This is a genomic window from Streptomyces sp. NPDC104202, from assembly GCF_055584185.1.
This window is the reverse complement of the sequence record NZ_JBVJMN010000017.1, coordinates 1-14,281: the sequence shown is the minus strand read 5'-3', so window position 1 is coordinate 14,281 and position 14,281 is coordinate 1. Positions and strand designations below refer to the sequence as shown.

The window sequence follows — 14,281 nt, the reverse complement described above, 5'->3', positions numbered from 1 at the left end:
AAACTTGAAGGCATAGTCTCTGCAACGTTGCTTTTACCTTCACGTGGTGGGCGGCGTGAAGTTGTGCGCCACTGGAAGGGCTTCCCCCCATCGAGGAGTCCATGTGTCCAATACCGCGCAGGCGCCCACACCGCCGCCTTCCGGCGGCCGCACCGCACATCCGGACCACCTCGGCCACGTCATCTTCATCACGGCCTCCGCCGCGATGGGCGGATTCCTCTTCGGATACGACAGCTCCGTCATCAACGGCGCCGTCGAGGCGATCCGGGACCGCTACGACATCGGCTCCGGCACCCTCGCCCAGGTCATCGCCATCGCCCTGATCGGCTGCGCCATCGGCGCCGCCACCGCCGGCCGCATCGCCGACCGGATCGGCCGCATCCGCTGCATGCAGATCTCCGCGGTCCTCTTCGCCGTCAGCGCCGTCGGCTCCGCGCTGCCCTTCGCCCTCTGGGACCTGGCGCTCTGGCGGATCATCGGCGGCTTCGCCATCGGCATGGCCTCCGTCATCGGCCCCGCGTACATCGCCGAGGTCGCCCCGCCGGCCTACCGCGGCCGCCTCGGCTCCTTCCAGCAGGCCGCGATCGTCATCGGCATCGCCATCTCCCAGCTGGTCAACTACGGCATCCTCCAGCTCGCCGACGGCGACCAGCGCGGCGAGATCGGCGGCCTGGAGGCCTGGCAGTGGATGCTCGGCGTGATGGTCGTGCCCGCGCTCCTCTACGGCATGCTGTCCTTCGCGATCCCGGAGTCCCCCCGCTTCCTCATCTCCGTCGGGAAGACCGAGCGCGCCAAGGAGGTCCTGGCCGAGGTCGAGGGCCAGGGCGTCGACCTCGACCGGCGCGTCGCCGAGATCGACCGCGCCATGCGCAGCGAGCACAAGTCCACTTTCAAGGACCTGCTCGTCGCGGGCAGCAGGTACCGGCTGCTGCCCATCGTCTGGGTCGGCATCGGCCTCTCCGTCTTCCAGCAGCTCGTCGGCATCAACGTCGCGTTCTACTACTCCGCGACGCTCTGGCAGTCCGTCGGCATCGACCCGTCGAGCTCGTTCTTCTACTCGTTCACCACGTCGATCATCAACATCATCGGCACCGTGATCGCGATGGTCCTGGTCGACCGGGTCGGCCGCAAGCCGCTCGCCCTCGTCGGCTCCGTCGGCATGGCGATCGCCCTCGCCGTGGAGGCGTGGGCCTTCTCCGCCGACCTCGTCGACGGCAAGCTCCCGGAGACGCAGGGCGTCGTGGCGCTCGTCGCCGCCCACGTCTTCGTCCTCTTCTTCGCCCTCTCGTGGGGTGTGGTCGTCTGGGTCTTCCTCGGCGAGATGTTCCCCAACCGGATCCGCGCCGCGGCCCTGGGCGTCGCCGCCTCCGCCCAGTGGATCGCCAACTGGGCCATCACCGCCAGCTTCCCGTCCCTCTCGGACTGGAACCTCTCCGGCACCTACATGATCTACACGGCCTTCGCCGTGCTCTCGATCCCCTTCGTACTGCGGTACGTCAAGGAGACCAAGGGCAAGGCGTTGGAGGAGATGGGCTGATCCCCGCTGCCCCGCTCCTCACGACGACTGCCCCGGCCGAGGCTCACGCCCCGAGCCGGGGCAGCACGTCGTCGCAGAACAGCCGCAGGCTCCGCCACCCCTCCTCGACCGGCATCCCGCCGCACAGCGGATGCAGCACGAGGCTCTCCAGGCCGAGCGACCGGCACTCCTCCGGCGTGACGACCCGGTAGACCCCCTCAGCCCGCAGCTCCGCCACGGTCGTCGCCGCCGAACGCACCGCCGACCGGATGTCCTTGGACTGCCACGAGGCGTAGGTCCGCGCCTCGTGCAGGAAGTGCTCCCCGTACTCCGCCCAGGTCCGGTCCGGGTCCTCCGACACGTGCAGCAGCGGGGTCTCCTCGGCCGGCATCATCGTCCAGCCCTCCGTGCCGTACTCCGCGCACCGCTCCCGGTAGTACGTCTCGAGTTCCGGCAGGTGCGCGCTCGGGAAGAGCGGCAGCCCCAGCCGGGCCGCCCGCCGGGCCGCCGCCCGCGACGAGCCGCCGACCAGCAGCAGCGGGTGGGGCCGGGTGAGGGGCCGGGGGGTGACCCGCACCGTGCGGCCCCGGTAGGTGAACGGCTCGCCGGTCCAGGCGGCGAGGAGGGTCTCCAGGAGCTCGTCCTGCAGCCGGCCCCGCCGCCCCCAGTCGACCCCGCGCTCCTCGTACTCCTCCGGGCGGTAGCCGATCCCCGCCACCGTCACCAGCCGGCCCCCGCCGAGCAGGTCGAGCACCGCGATGTCCTCGGCGAGGCGGAGCGGGTCGTGCAGCGGGCCGATGATCGCCGAGACCGTGACCGCGATCCGGCGCGTGGCGCCGAAGACGGCGCCGGCGAAGACGAAGGGCGAGGGCAGCCAGTTGTTCTCGGCACCGTGGTGCTCCTCGGTCTGCACGGTGTCGACGCCGTGCTCGTCGGCGTACGCCGCCATGGCGAGCGCGGCCCGGTAGCGCTCCGAGAGGGAGTCCGGGGTGGGGCGGGGATCGACGAGGTTGAACCGTACGACGCTGAACGGCATGGGAAGTCCCCCTTCGCGGGTGCGCGGAAGGGGGACGTTAGCTGACGCGGCGTCAGATGGAAACGGTCTCGCGCACCTCGGCGGGCACCGGCGCGGTCCTCTCCGGCGTGCGCGGCAGCACCGCGTACAGCACCCCGGCGACCACGATCGTCGCCGCCCAGCCCAGACCGTTCTCGCCGATCCAGGAGGCGGACAGCGGCCCGGCGAACCAGTCGACCCGGGTGAAGAGCAGCCCCGCGGCCAGCGCCACCGCCCACGCGGTCGTCGCCTGCCAGGCGAAGCCGCCCCGGTACCAGTACGCGCTGGTCCGGGTCGTGTCCATCAGCGCCTCCGCGTCGTACGCGCGCCGCCGCAGCATGTCCACGCCGAAGACCCCGATCCACGCCGAGAACGCCACCGCGAGCAGGGTCAGGAACGAGATGAACGAGCCGATGAAGCTCGTCGCCACCACCATCAGCAGGAAGCCGAAGACCAGGCTGATCACCGCGTTCACGCTGACCGCCGCCGCCCGCGACACCCTGATCCCCAGGGTCTGCGCCGTGAACCCGGCCGAGTACATCGACATCGAGTTGATCAGCAGCATCCCGATCAGGGCGATCACCAGGTACGGCACCGAGATCCACATCGGCAGCAGCTCGCCGATGAAGGAGACCGGGTCCTGCGCCGACGCCAGGTCCGGCGTGGACACCGCCATCACCGCGCCCATCAGCACCATCGGCAGGACCACGATCCCGGCGCCGCCGACGGTCGAGCCGACCACCGCGCGCGAGGAGGCCGTCCGGGGCAGGTAGCGGGTGAAGTCGGGACCCGAGGGCACCCAGCTGATGCCGCCCGCCGCGATCGTGCCGATGCCCGCGATCAGCATCGCCGTCGAACCGGCCGGCTTCCCGAAGACCGCCGACCAGTCGGTGTCCGCCACCAGATAGGCCAGCACGAGCACCGAGAAGGCGCCGAAGAGGTACGTGGACCACGTGCTGCACACCCGCAGCGCCTGGATCCCGAGCCCCGAGACCAGGAAGGTGCAGGTGACGAACAGCAGCAGCGTCACCACGATGAGGAGCGTGTTCGACTTCACGCCGAAGAGCAGGTCCAGCACGGTCAGCACGGCGTACGCGCCGGTCACCGCGTTGATCGTCTCCCAGCCCCAGCGGGCCACCCAGATCAGCGCGCCGGGGAAGAGGTTCCCGCGCTGACCGAACACGGCGCGGGACAGCGCCATGCCCGGCGCCCCGCCGCGCTTGCCCGCGAGCGAGATCACCCCCACGATCCCGTACGACAGGACCGGTGCGGCGACCGCCACCACCAGCACCTGCCAGAAGTTCAGGCCGTTGAAGACGATCAGACCGGCGCCCATCGTGAGCAGCAGCACGCTGATGTTGGCGGCGACCCAGGTGGGGAAGAGCTCGCGGACCCGGCCGGTCCGTTCGGCGTCGGGGACGGGTTCGAGACCGCGGGTCTCCATGGCACCGTCGAGCGTCGCGCCTTCGGCTTCGGAGGCGTGGGGCATGGGGGTACTCCGTACAGATGTGGGGGGACCCACCCAGCGTACGTGCTGCTTCTCCGGTCCCTTCGTGGCCGATACTGGTCGGGTTATGGAACTCATCCTTGCTGTAGTCATCGCTCTGGTCGTCGCGGTCGCCGTGACGGGCGGGCTCGTGATCAGCGGCCGCAAGAAGAAGCAGCTGCCGCCGGCCGAGCCGCCGTCCACCACGCCGACCATCACCGCTCCGCCCGCCGAACCGCACGTCGGCGAGGAGGCGGAGACGCCGCGGGAGGAACCACGCCGCACGGTCGAGGAGGTCCGGCTCCCCTCGGCCGAGGAGGCCACCGGGACCCCGGCCGCCGTCGAGGACCCCGTCGTCGCCGAGCCCGAGGCCCCCGAGATCGAGGTCCCGGAGCCCACCGCCGGCCGTCTCGTACGGCTGCGGGCCCGCCTCGCCCGCTCCCAGAACTCGCTCGGCAAGGGGCTGCTGACGCTCCTGTCCCGCGAGCACCTCGACGAGGACACCTGGGAGGAGATCGAGGAGACCCTCCTCACCGCCGACGTCGGCGTCGCCCCCACCCAGGAGCTCGTCGACCGGCTCCGCGAGCGGGTCAGGGTGCTGGGCACCCGCACCCCCGACGAGCTGCGGGGGCTGCTCCGCGAGGAGCTCGTCGCCCTGCTCGGTCCCGAACTCGACCGCACGGTGAAGACCGAGAGCCCCGCGGACGTCCCGGGCGTCGTCATGGTCGTCGGCGTCAACGGCACCGGCAAGACCACCACCACCGGCAAGCTGGCCCGGGTCCTCGTGGCCGACGGCAAGTCCGTCGTCCTCGGCGCCGCCGACACCTTCCGCGCCGCCGCCGCCGACCAGCTCCAGACCTGGGGCGAGCGCGTCGGGGCCCGCACCGTGCGCGGCCCCGAGGGCGGCGACCCGGCGTCGATCGCCTTCGACGCGGTCAAGGAGGGCATCGCCGAGGGCGCCGACGTCGTCCTCATCGACACCGCCGGCCGGCTCCACACCAAGACCGGCCTCATGGACGAGCTCGGCAAGGTCAAGCGGGTCGTCGAGAAGCACGGCCCGCTCGACGAGATCCTCCTCGTCCTCGACGCGACCACCGGCCAGAACGGCCTCGTGCAGGCGCGCGTCTTCGCCGAGGTCGTCGACATCACCGGCATCGTGCTGACCAAGCTCGACGGCACCGCCAAGGGCGGCATCGTCGTCGCCGTCCAGCGCGAGCTGGGCGTCCCGGTCAAGCTGATCGGCCTGGGCGAGGGCCCCGACGACCTGGCCCCGTTCGAGCCGGGCGCCTTCGTCGACGCCCTGATCGGCGACTGACACCCCGCGCGGCACACGGAAGGGCCCTCGCCACCCGGTGGCGAGGGCCCTTCCGTACGCGGGGGAGCGGGCGGCGGAACCGGACGGGGATCAGAAGTGCGTCCGGTGGCAGATGTACGCCAGCGTGCCGAGCAGCAGCCGCGCCTGCGGCGGCGCTCCCGCCGTGTCCAGCGTCGGCGGCCGCAGCCAGCGCACCGGCCCCATCCCGCCCAGGTCCGACGGGGGAGCGGTGATGTGGCTGCCCGGCCCCAGACAGTGCAGGTCCAGGCCGGCGTCGTCCCAGCCCATCCGGTAGAGCAGCTGCGGCAGCTCGGCGGCCGCGCCCGGCGCCACGAAGAACCGCGCCCGCCCGGTCGGCGTCGCGCACACCGGACCCAGCGGCAGTCCCATGCGCTCCAGCCGCACCAGCGCCCGCCGGCCCGCCGCCTCCGCGACCTCGATCACGTCGAAGGCCCGGCCCACCGGCAGCAGCAGCGCCGCGCCGGGGTACGCGGACCACGCCTTGGTGGCGACGTCGAGACCGGCGCCCGCCGGGACCGGATCCGCGAAGGAGAGGGGGTGTGCGCCGGGGGCGCGGCACCTCCGGTCGCCGCAGGAGCACTGGCCGGAGACGGCCCGCGCCCCGGGGACCACGTCCCAGCCCCACAGTCCCGTGTACTCCGCCACCGCAGTGCACTCCGTGGTGCGTACGCGGCGGCGTACGCCGGACCGCATCTCACGAATGCCGCCGATCGTGAAACCCATGCCCCCTCCAACGGGTCGAGCCTGCCGGTGGTTACGACCCGAAGTATCGCCGTCACCCTTCGTCACGTTCCGTCGCCGAGGATGGCGCACTGACGCGAAAAGGGTGGTGCGGACCGTGGCGTGCGCCTCTCCGCGCTACCGTGCGCCGACTCCGGTTCGTCGCATGTCAAGTGAATCGCGTTCCACGCTCGGCGAGTTCATTCGAAGGGGTGGCGAATGGTGGCGTTTCTTGAATCGCCCTCGTGGAGCGGTGATCGTAGGATTACTTTCGGTACACGAACCCGGGGGTCGCTCACGCGGGCGGGTATGCCGGGGGCAACCCGGTTTCCCGTTCGAAGGAGTGCGAACGCCGGACGGGGGCCGCCGGACGCGGCATTCTGATAGGGCTTCGCACGACAGGCATTCAGGTGGATGGGGGCGTTCCAGTGGGCGGCAACGGCGCAGACGGTACGACTGCCGGCAAGCGCCCGAACGAGCAGCTGGGCTCGTGGTTCGTGCGCAGCGGCTGGTCCAAGGGCGAACTCGCGCGGCAGGTGAACCGCCGTGCGCGCCAGATGGGCGCGCACCACATCTCCACCGACACCTCGCGCGTCCGGCGCTGGCTCGACGGGGAGCAGCCCCGCGAACCCATCCCGCGGATCCTCTCCGAGCTGTTCTCCGAGCGCTTCGGCTCCGTCGTCGCCGTCGAGGACCTCGGCCTGCGCACCGCCCACCAGTCGCCCTCCGTCTCCGGCGTCGACCTGCCCTGGGCGGGCCCGCAGACCGTCGCCCTGCTCAGCGAGTTCTCCCGCAGCGACCTGATGCTCGCCCGCCGCGGCTTCCTCGGCTCCTCCCTCTCGCTCGCCGCGGGACCCGCCCTCATCGAACCGATGCAGCGCTGGCTGGTGCCCACCCCCGTCGGCGAGGCCGAGCGGCCCGACCCCCTCGCCGACGCCCGCCGCCCCCACCGGCTCTCCGAGGTCGAACTCGACCTCCTGGAGTCCACCACCGCCATGTTCCGCAAGTGGGACGCCCAGTGCGGCGGCGGACTGCGCCGCAAGGCCGTCGTCGGCCAGCTCCACGAGGTCACCGACCTCCTCCAGGAGCCCCAGCCCGCCGCCACCTCCCGGCGCCTCTTCACCTGCGCCGCCGAACTCGCCGAGCTCGCCGGCTGGATGAGCTACGACGTCGGGCTCCAGCCCACCGCCCAGAAGTACTTCGTGCTCGCGCTGCACGCCGCCAAGGAGGCCGGCGACAAGCCCCTCGGCTCGTACATCCTGTCCTCCATGAGCCGCCAGATGATCCACCTCGGCCGGCCCGACGACGCCCTCGAACTCATCCACCTCGCCCAGTACGGCAGTCGAGACTGCGCCACCGCGCGCACCCAGGCGATGCTGTATGCGATGGAGGCCCGCGCCTACGCCAACATGGGACAGCCCTCCAAGTGCAAGCGGGCCGTGCGGATGGCCGAGGACACCTTCGCCGACGTCGGCCTCGACGGCGAGCCCGAGCCCGACTGGATCGGCTTCTTCTCCGAGGCCGAGCTCAACGGCGAGAACTCCCACTCCTACCGCGACCTCGCCTACGTCGCCGGACGCTCCCCGACCTACGCCTCGCTCGCCGAACCCGTCATGGAGCGGGCCGTCGCGCTCTTCGAGAAGGACCCCGACCACCAGCGGTCCTACGCGCTCAACCTGATCGGCATGGCCACCGTCCACCTCCTCCAGCGCGAGCCCGAGCAGTCCGTCGTCCTCGCCGAGAAGGCCCTCGGGGTCGCCCGCAGCATCCGGTCCGAGCGGGTCAACACCCGGCTCCGCAAGACCGTCGACCAGGCCGCCCGCACCTACAGCGACGTCGCCGAGGTCGTCGACCTCACCGACCGGCTCACCCAGCTCCTCCCCGAGGCCGCCGAGGCGGTCTGACCCGGGCCCCGCGCCCCCCTCCACGCCGGCCGCGCCGGACGTCCCGTACTGCCCGACTCGGCTCCCCCGCCGCAAGGTCACACGGACGCCCGACGCGGCCGGTCCGTCGTCCGCCGACGGACGCGGACGGGCACCGGCACCCCCACCGCGTGATCACGGCCGTTCACGGTCGCGTAACACGCCCCACTCCTTCGTCACTGGGCCGAAACATCGAGCGGCATCGACGGAAACCGCGCTGCGCGAATCTCTGGCCCATAACCGGCCACGCCCCTCACGGCCGGCCGCTCCCCGGCCCCGCCCCGCACAGGCCGCATTCGACGACGAGGAGACGCCGATGGCACCAGCCATCACGACCCTGGCAGCAGACGCCCCCGAGCTGTCCGCCGCCAACACCGGGTTCATGCTCATCTGCTCCGCCCTGGTCATGCTGATGACCCCGGCCCTGGCCTTCTTCTACGGAGGCATGGTCCGCGTCAAGTCCACCCTCAACATGCTGATGATGAGCTTCATCAGCCTCGGGATCGTCACGATCCTGTGGGTGCTCTACGGCTTCAGCATCGCCTTCGGCACCGACTCCGGATCGCTCATCGGCTGGTCCTCCGAGTACGTCGGCCTCAGCGGCATCGGCATCACCGAGCTCTGGGACGGCTACACCATCCCGGTCTACGTCTTCGCCGTCTTCCAGCTGATGTTCGCGATCATCACCCCCGCGCTCATCAGCGGCGCCCTCGCCGACCGCGTCAAGTTCACCGCCTGGGCCCTCTTCATCACCCTCTGGGTGACGGTCGTCTACTTCCCCGTCGCCCACTGGGTCTGGGGCTCCGGCGGCTGGCTCTTCGAGATGGGCGTCATCGACTTCGCCGGCGGCACGGCCGTCCACATCAACGCCGGCGCCGCCGCCCTCGGCGTCATCCTCGTCATCGGCAAGCGCGTCGGCTTCAAGAAGGACCCGATGCGCCCGCACAGCCTCCCGCTGGTCATGCTGGGCGCCGGTCTCCTCTGGTTCGGCTGGTTCGGCTTCAACGCCGGCTCCTGGCTCGGCAACGACGACGGCGTCGGCGCCGTGATGTTCGTCAACACCCAGGTCGCCACCGCCGCCGCCATGCTCGCCTGGCTCGCCTACGAGAAGATCCGCCACGGCTCCTTCACCACCCTGGGCGCGGCCTCCGGCGCCGTCGCCGGCCTCGTCGCCATCACCCCGTCCGGCGGTGCCGTCAGCCCGCTCGGCGCGATCGCCGTCGGCGCCGTCGCCGGCCTCCTGTGCGCCATGGCCGTCGGCCTCAAGTACAAGTTCGGCTACGACGACTCCCTCGACGTCGTCGGCGTCCACCTCGTCGGCGGTGTCGTCGGCTCCCTCCTCGTCGGCTTCTTCGCCACCGGCGGCGTCCAGTCCGACGCCAAGGGCCTCTTCTACGGCGGCGGCCTGGAGCAGCTCGGCAAGCAGGCGGTCGGCGTCTTCGCGGTCCTGGCCTACTCTCTGATCGTCTCCGCGGTACTCGCCCTGATCATCGACAGGACGATGGGGATGCGGGTCACCGAGGACGACGAGGTCTCCGGCATCGACCAGGTCGAGCACGCCGAGACCGCGTACGACTTCAGCGGAGCCGGCGGCGGCGCGTCCTCGCGCTCCACCGCCGCGGCCCCCGCCCCGGCCGTCACGGAGAACAAGAAGGTGGACGCATGAAGCTCATCACCGCGGTCGTGAAGCCGCACCGGCTCGACGAGATCAAGGAGGCCCTCCAGGCCTTCGGCGTCCACGGGCTCACCGTCACGGAGGCCAGCGGCTACGGCCGCCAGCGCGGCCACACCGAGGTCTACCGGGGCGCCGAGTACACCGTCGACCTCGTCCCCAAGATCCGCATCGAGGTCCTCGTCGAGGACGACGACGCCGAACAGCTCATCGACGTCGTCGTCAAGGCCGCCCGGACCGGCAAGATCGGAGACGGCAAGGTGTGGAGCGTGCCGGTCGAGACCGCCGTACGGGTCCGCACCGGTGAACGCGGTCCGGACGCACTGTAAGCACACGTGAGGAGCCGCCGGGTGACGAGCCTCGACGCGAGTACAGAGACCGAAGATTCGGGACCCGGCGGTTACGCGGCGGCCCGGCTGCTCCTTCTCCACGAGAAGGAGCGGTCCGGGCCGCCGCGCCGTACCGCCCTGGCCCGCCTCACCGACGACTGGCTGTCCGGCCTGTTCGCCGCGGCCCGGCCGCCCCGCGGCGTCGCCCTCGTCGCCGTCGGCGGCTACGGCCGCGCCGAACTCTCCCCCCGCAGCGACCTCGACCTGCTGCTGCTCCACGACGGCACCGCCGACAAGGCCGCCGTCGCCGCCCTCGCCGACCGGATCTGGTACCCCGTCTGGGACCTCGGCATCGCCCTGGACCACTCCGTGCGCACCCTCGCCGAGGCCCGCACCACCGCCGGCGAGGACCTCAAGGTCCAGCTCGGCCTCCTCGACGCCCGGACCGTCGCCGGCGACGCCGGGATCGTCGCCGCCCTGCGCACCACCGTCCTCGCCGACTGGCGCAACCAGGCCCCCCGGCGCCTCCCCGAGCTCGACGCCCTCTGCCGGGAACGCGCCGAACGCGCCGGCGAGCTCCAGTACCTCCTCGAACCCGACCTCAAGGAGGCCCGCGGCGGCCTCCGCGACGCACAGGCCCTGCGCGCCGTCGCCGCCTCCTGGCTCGCCGACGCCCCCCGCGAGGGCCTCGACGACGCCCGTCGCCGCCTCCTCGACGCCCGCGACGCCCTCCACCTCGCCACGGGGCGGGCCACCGACCGGCTCGCCCTCCAGGAACAGGACTCCGTCGCCGCCGAACTCGGCCTCCTCGACGCCGACACCCTGCTCCGCGAGGTGTACGAGGCCGCCCGGACCATCTCGTACGCCGCCGACGTCACCTGGCGCGAGGTCCACCGCGTCCTCAAGGCCCGCTCCGCCCGCCCCCGGCTGCGCTCCCTCCTCGGCGGCCGCTCCGGCGGGAAACCGCCCGTCGAGCGCACCCCGCTCGCCGAAGGCGTCGTCGAGATGGACGGCGAGGCCGTCCTCGCCCTCAGCGCCCGGCCCGAACGCGACCCCGTGCTGCCCCTGCGGGCCGCCGCCGCGGCCGCCCAGTCCGCCCTGCCGATCTCCCTGCACGCCGTCCGCCGCCTCGCCGCCACGGCCCGACCCCTCCCCGTGCCCTGGCCCGCCGAGGCCCGCGAGGAACTCGTCACCCTCCTCGGCGCCGGCGAGGCGACCGTGTCCGTCTGGGAAGCCCTGGAGGCCGAGGGCCTCGTCACCCGGCTCCTGCCCGACTGGGAGCGCGTCCGCTGCCGGCCCCAGCGCAACCCCGTCCACACCTGGACCGTCGACCGCCACCTCGTCGAGACCGCCGTCCGCGCCGCCTCCCTCACCCGCCGCGTCGGCCGCCCCGACCTCCTCCTCGTCGCCGCCCTCCTCCACGACATCGGCAAGGGCTGGCCCGGCGACCACTCCGTCGCCGGCGAGACCATCGCCCGCGACCTCGCCACCCGCATCGGCTTCGACCGCACCGACGTCCACGTCATCGCCACCGCCGTCCGCCACCACCTCCTCCTCGTCGAGACCGCCACCCGCCGCGACCTCGACGACCCCGCCACCGTCCAGGCCGTCGCCCAGGCCGTCGGCACCCTCGGCACCCTCGAACTCCTCCACGCCCTCACCGAGGCCGACGCCCTCGCCACCGGCCCCGCCGCCTGGTCCTCATGGCGCGCCTCGCTCGTCGCCGACCTGGTCAAACGGGTCGCGGGCGTCCTCGCAGGCGAGACCCCGCCCGACCCCGAGGCCGCCGCGCCCAGCGCCGACCAGGAACGCCTCGCCGTCGAGGCGCTCCGCACCGGCGAACCCGTCCTCGCCCTGCGCACCGAGCCGGTCGCCGCCGAGCCCGAGGAGCCCGAGCCCGTCGGCGTCGAACTCCTCATCGCCCTGCCCGACCAGCCCGGCGTCCTCCCCGCCGTCGCCGGCGTCCTCGCCCTCCACCGGCTCACCGTCCGCGCCGCGGACCTGCGGGCGGTGGAACTCCCCACCGCCCTCGGCTCCGGCTCCGTCCTCGTCCTCGACTGGCGCGTCGCCGCCGAGTACGGCTCCCTCCCCGAGGCGGCCCGGCTCCGCGCCGACCTCGTCCGCGCCCTCGACGGCTCCCTCGACGTCCCCGCCCGCCTGGCCGAGCGCGACGCCGCCTACCCGCGCCGGCGCGGCCTCACCGCCCCGCCGCCACGCGTCACCGTCGCCGCGGCCGACTCCCGCCTCGCCACCGTCATCGAGGTCCGCGCCCAGGACGCCCCCGGCCTCCTCCACCGCATCGGCCGCGCCCTGGAGGGCGCCGCCGTCCGCGTGCGCAGCGCCCACGTCTCGACCCTGGGCGCCAACGCCGTCGACACCCTGTACGTCACCCGCCCCGACGGCTCCCTCCTCCCCGACGAGGAGGCCGTCGACCTGGCCCGCGCCCTGGAGGCGGCGCTGCGCTGAACCGCCGGTCCGACCGCCGCCTCCCGCCGGATCGGGCGGGAGGGGGCACACACTTCGAGCGGCCGGATACCCTGGAGGGCAATCCGACCGCCCCCGACACCGAGGATCCGCGACCGCCGTGTTCGATACCCTCTCCGACCGCCTTGCAGCGACCTTCAAGAACCTCCGTGGCAAGGGCCGTCTGTCCGAGGCGGACATCGACGCCACCGCCCGCGAGATCCGCATCGCGCTGCTCGAGGCCGACGTCGCCCTGCCGGTCGTCCGGTCCTTCATCAAGCAGGTCAAGGAGCGCGCCACCGGCACCGAGGTCTCCCAGGCCCTGAACCCGGCCCAGCAGGTCATCAAGATCGTCAACGACGAGCTCATCGCCATCCTCGGCGGCGAGACCCGGCGCCTGAGGTTCGCCAAGACCGCGCCGACCGTGATCATGCTGGCCGGCCTCCAGGGCGCGGGCAAGACCACCCTCGCCGGAAAGCTCGGCCTGTGGCTGAAGGCGCAGGGCCACTCGCCGCTGCTCGTCGCCTGCGACCTCCAGCGCCCGAACGCCGTCACGCAGCTCTCCGTCGTCGCCGACCGCGCCGGCGTCGCCTTCTACGGCCCGCAGCCGGGCAACGGCGTCGGGGACCCGGTCCAGGTCGCGAAGGACTCGATCGAGCACGCGCGGACCAAGATGTACGACGTCGTGATCGTCGACACCGCCGGCCGCCTCGGCATCGACCAGGAGCTGATGCAGCAGGCCGCGGACATCCGCGACGCCGTCAGCCCCGACGAGGTCCTCTTCGTCGTCGACGCGATGATCGGCCAGGACGCCGTCAACACGGCCGAGGCCTTCCGCGACGGCGTCGGCTTCGACGGCGTCGTGCTCTCGAAGCTCGACGGCGACGCCCGCGGTGGTGCCGCGCTCTCCATCGCGCACGTCACCGGCAAGCAGATCATGTTCGCCTCCAACGGCGAGAAGCTGGACGACTTCGACGCGTTCCACCCGGACCGCATGGCGTCCCGCATCCTCGGCATGGGCGACATGCTCTCCCTGATCGAGAAGGCCCAGCAGACCTTCGACGAGACCGAGGCCGCCAAGATGGCCTCCAAGCTCGCGTCGAAGAAGGGCCAGGACTTCACCCTCGACGACTTCCTGGCGCAGATGGACCAGGTCCGCAAGATGGGCTCCATCTCCAAGCTCCTCGGCATGCTGCCCGGCATGGGCCAGATGAAGGAGCAGATCGCCAGCATCGACGAGCGGGACGTCGACCGCATGGCCGCCATCATCAAGTCGATGACGCCGGCCGAGCGCCAGGACCCGACGATCATCAACGGCTCGCGCCGGGCCCGTATCGCCCGGGGTTCGGGCGCCGAGGTCAGCGCGGTCAAGGGCCTGGTCGAGCGGTTCTTCGAGGCCCGCAAGATGATGTCCCGCATGGCGCAGGGCGGCGGCATGCCGGGGATGCCCGGCATCCCGGGCATGGGCGGCGGCCCCGGCCGGCAGAAGAAGCAGGTCAAGCAGGCCAAGGGCAAGCGCAAGAGCGGCAACCCGATGAAGCGGAAGGCCGAGGAGCAGGCCGCCGCCGAGCGCCGCGAGCAGGCACAGGCGGGCGGCGCGTTCGGCCTCCCGGCGGCGGGCCAGACGCCGAAGGACTTCGAGCTCCCGGAGGAGTTCAAGAAGTTCATGGGCTGACGGTCCGCGGCGCCGGTGAGCGCGGGGGGGGGGGGGGGGGGGGGGGGGGGGGAAGGGCAAGGGAGCCGCCCCCCTCCACCCACACCCCATCCCCCGCTCCACTCCCCC

At 72.5% G+C, this 14,281-nt stretch carries 10 protein-coding genes; 7 read left to right on the top strand and 3 right to left on the bottom strand.

The features are described 5' to 3' along the window. Positions 1-103 precede the first annotated feature (103 nt). Positions 104-1,537, top strand: a complete 1,434-nt coding sequence (locus tag ACZ60W_RS13995; RefSeq protein ID WP_469755565.1) for a sugar porter family MFS transporter — start codon at positions 104-106, stop codon at positions 1,535-1,537. A 43-nt stretch (positions 1,538-1,580) separates the two neighbouring features. Here ACZ60W_RS13995 and ACZ60W_RS13990 read toward each other — a convergent pair whose 3' ends face one another. Continuing rightward, entirely contained in the window at positions 1,581-2,552 is a 972-nt protein-coding gene (locus ACZ60W_RS13990; RefSeq protein WP_469755564.1) for an LLM class flavin-dependent oxidoreductase, read from the bottom strand. Between the two features lie 52 nt (positions 2,553-2,604). Then, on the bottom strand, positions 2,605-4,059 hold the full coding sequence (locus ACZ60W_RS13985) for a cytosine permease (protein ID WP_469755563.1): 1,455 nt from the start codon (positions 4,057-4,059) through the stop codon (positions 2,605-2,607). An 85-nt stretch (positions 4,060-4,144) separates the two neighbouring features. Here ACZ60W_RS13985 and ftsY point away from each other — a divergent pair, with 85 nt between their 5' ends. Beyond that, entirely contained in the window at positions 4,145-5,371 is a 1,227-nt protein-coding gene (gene ftsY, locus ACZ60W_RS13980) for a signal recognition particle-docking protein FtsY (protein WP_469755562.1), read from the top strand. A 90-nt stretch (positions 5,372-5,461) separates the two neighbouring features. Here the strand turns inward: ftsY and ACZ60W_RS13975 are convergent, their stop codons facing one another. Beyond that, entirely contained in the window at positions 5,462-6,115 is a 654-nt protein-coding gene (locus ACZ60W_RS13975) for a bifunctional DNA primase/polymerase (RefSeq protein ID WP_469755561.1), read from the bottom strand. Positions 6,116-6,540: 425 nt separating this feature from the next. Here ACZ60W_RS13975 and nsdA point away from each other — a divergent pair, with 425 nt between their 5' ends. The 5 genes from nsdA to ffh all read left to right on the top strand — a co-directional run bounded on the left by nsdA (position 6,541) and on the right by ffh (position 14,173). Continuing rightward, positions 6,541-8,016: a transcriptional repressor NsdA gene (gene nsdA, locus ACZ60W_RS13970; protein WP_469755560.1), complete on the top strand. Its 1,476-nt coding sequence runs from the start codon at positions 6,541-6,543 to the stop codon at positions 8,014-8,016. 334 nt (positions 8,017-8,350) lie between these two features. Further along, positions 8,351-9,700, top strand: coding sequence for an ammonium transporter (locus ACZ60W_RS13965; RefSeq protein WP_469755559.1), 1,350 nt, complete (start codon positions 8,351-8,353; stop codon positions 9,698-9,700). Next, positions 9,697-10,035 carry a P-II family nitrogen regulator gene (locus tag ACZ60W_RS13960; RefSeq protein ID WP_004924863.1) on the top strand — a complete coding sequence of 113 codons (339 nt, stop codon included), beginning with the start codon at positions 9,697-9,699 and terminating at the stop codon, positions 10,033-10,035. The genes ACZ60W_RS13965 and ACZ60W_RS13960 overlap by 4 nt, the downstream gene beginning before the upstream one ends. A gap of 21 nt (positions 10,036-10,056) precedes the next feature. After that, positions 10,057-12,501 carry a [protein-PII] uridylyltransferase gene (locus ACZ60W_RS13955; protein WP_469755558.1) on the top strand — a complete coding sequence of 815 codons (2,445 nt, stop codon included), beginning with the start codon at positions 10,057-10,059 and terminating at the stop codon, positions 12,499-12,501. Between the two features lie 118 nt (positions 12,502-12,619). Beyond that, entirely contained in the window at positions 12,620-14,173 is a 1,554-nt protein-coding gene (ffh, locus tag ACZ60W_RS13950; RefSeq protein WP_469755557.1) for a signal recognition particle protein, read from the top strand. Positions 14,174-14,281: the final 108 nt, after the last annotated feature.

Coding starts and splice junctions, on each gene's coding strand:
- ACZ60W_RS13990 (WP_469755564.1), bottom strand. CDS start 2,552: ATGCCGTTCAGCGTCGTACGGTTCAACCTCGTCGATCCCCGCCCCACC.
- ACZ60W_RS13985 (WP_469755563.1), bottom strand. CDS start 4,059: ATGCCCCACGCCTCCGAAGCCGAAGGCGCGACGCTCGACGGTGCCATG.
- ftsY (WP_469755562.1), top strand. CDS start 4,145: ATGGAACTCATCCTTGCTGTAGTCATCGCTCTGGTCGTCGCGGTCGCC.
- ACZ60W_RS13975 (WP_469755561.1), bottom strand. CDS start 6,115: ATGGGTTTCACGATCGGCGGCATTCGTGAGATGCGGTCCGGCGTACGC.
- ACZ60W_RS13965 (WP_469755559.1), top strand. CDS start 8,351: ATGGCACCAGCCATCACGACCCTGGCAGCAGACGCCCCCGAGCTGTCC.
- ACZ60W_RS13960 (WP_004924863.1), top strand. CDS start 9,697: ATGAAGCTCATCACCGCGGTCGTGAAGCCGCACCGGCTCGACGAGATC.